The sequence below is a fragment of the Gelidibacter mesophilus DSM 14095 genome (assembly GCF_000423005.1).
Classification (GTDB): domain Bacteria; phylum Bacteroidota; class Bacteroidia; order Flavobacteriales; family Flavobacteriaceae; genus Gelidibacter; species Gelidibacter mesophilus.
In genome coordinates this window covers 1-1,850 of sequence record NZ_AUHD01000042.1, presented here as the reverse complement: position 1 = coordinate 1,850, position 1,850 = coordinate 1, and the positions used below count along the sequence as shown (strand labels likewise).

Annotated in this window: 1 protein-coding gene; it reads right to left on the bottom strand. The window is 33.8% G+C overall.

Features of this window, described 5'->3' with window-relative positions:
- Nucleotides 1-221: 221 nt before the first annotated feature.
- On the bottom strand, nucleotides 222-1,640 hold the full coding sequence (locus tag G525_RS0117790; protein WP_169514462.1) for an ArnT family glycosyltransferase: 1,419 nt from the start codon (nucleotides 1,638-1,640) through the stop codon (nucleotides 222-224).
- Between the last annotated feature and the right edge of the window lie 210 nt (nucleotides 1,641-1,850).

Here is a 1,850-nt window from a genome sequence, read left to right as displayed (position 1 = left end):
TCTTAAAGTGATCTGGGCAATGCGTTAAAAGGAAATCAACAAAGTTATTAAGAAAGGGAGGTTATTGCGCAGTCTGACGGTTAGTATATGAAAAGTAGGCGGTTACGAAGCACGAAACTTTCGGTTAAGCACAAAATTTGATATGAGCCAAAAGCCTTGAATTTACCACTGTTTCGCCTATTTTTTATATACATTGTTACCTGCCGTTTTTATTTCCATAGTTATTCGAAAATCCTTGTTTTAAATTCAGTTCGCAATTGTTCAAAATTAAGTTTTGGTTTTTTACATATATATATTGTTTGCCACAAATCTTTTTCGTCATCAGCATACGGATTATAAATTTGCTTTACCGACACAACCGAATTAAAGAAGGACTGAAAAAAATCTATTCCTGCTTCTCCGTTTGAAAACGCTATAATTGTTTTAGGTAATTCTCCTTTTTCTGGTGACCAAAGGTAGAAACTGCCGTGGTATGAAATTGCTTTTGGCAGTTCGTAATTTTCTCTAAAAAGGTTTACTCCACCTGCTTGACTATAATGTTTGCCCCAAATTAAACAATCCTCTCTTTCGTTCATTGGTATGCTATCATAAACGGCTTGAAGTCCGTCCATAGTTTTTTCCCATTTTGATTTCGAGTAATATTCTTTATATTCTATTTTGTAATGATTGTCTTTTTTTTCTATTCCTGCGAATTTGATAAATGTATCCAACGGCAGGACGGCTAACCCAAATGGCACCAACACAATTCCCGACAAAACGAGAAGAGCCGTTGCTGGATATAAAATCCATTGTCGTTTGGAAAGAATTCTTTGCTCAAACCAAATGCTCCCAAATATTATCAACGTAATCATTGTGGGATACATATAGTAAGCTTTGCTTTTGTTCAACGCCAAGAGCATTAAGGAAATGATGATTGTAAATGCAATTGGTCGATAATAGATTGGATTGTTCTTTGTTCTAAACATATAGAATAAACCACCAATCCAAAAAAACATTGTTACTGGATTTAAGGATATGATTATGCTTTCAAGAACTCCCAAAATTGTCAATTTGTCCAATTGGGTTTCATAAAGGCGTGAGAACATATCAAGCACTGGAAATCCGTGCTTATATTGCCACAAAACATTTGGGGCTATAATTAAAAGGAACAAGAGAATATATTTCCAAATGCCTTTTTGCAAAATTTCTATTCGTGTAGGCTTGTACAATAGCAATCCTGTAAGTCCTGCAATAAAGAAAAGAATATCATATTTTGTAAGGAAGCCAAAGCCAACACAGATTGTTAGATAAAGTAAATATTTTTTGTCAAAACTTATAATATATCTTACCAATTGATAAAATGAAAAAAGCCAAAACAAATGTGTAAATACTACGGGCTGAAAGAGTTGATGGCCTCGACCGAAAGCTGGTGCGGTCAAAATGCAAAGAAGTACAATAAAAACCGCTTTTGATTTACCGCCCAATTTAACCGTTGTAAGTGCGATTAATATTAAAATAAATAATGACGCAATGTGTGAAAAGATGTGATGTACAAATACCGATTGGGAATGTAGCTGATTTTGGAGAAAAGCCAACCAACCAATTACAGGAGGAAATTCCATATAGCCCAAACCTGGATAGTTTCCAGTTTCTATGTGCAATAATTCGTCCCCTTGAAATCCTGAATTTGAGTCAGCAATTAGATGAAGTGTTAATTTTAAAACACAAAAAAAGACTATGATTAAAAATATCTTTCTATTTAGCATATGGTTGGTCAAATGTCTCGTCCTAAAATATGGCTACAGGTTAAAATTGAATTTACGCTGATAATTTATATACCATATTAGGTGTTTTATAGTCTAAAGATAAGT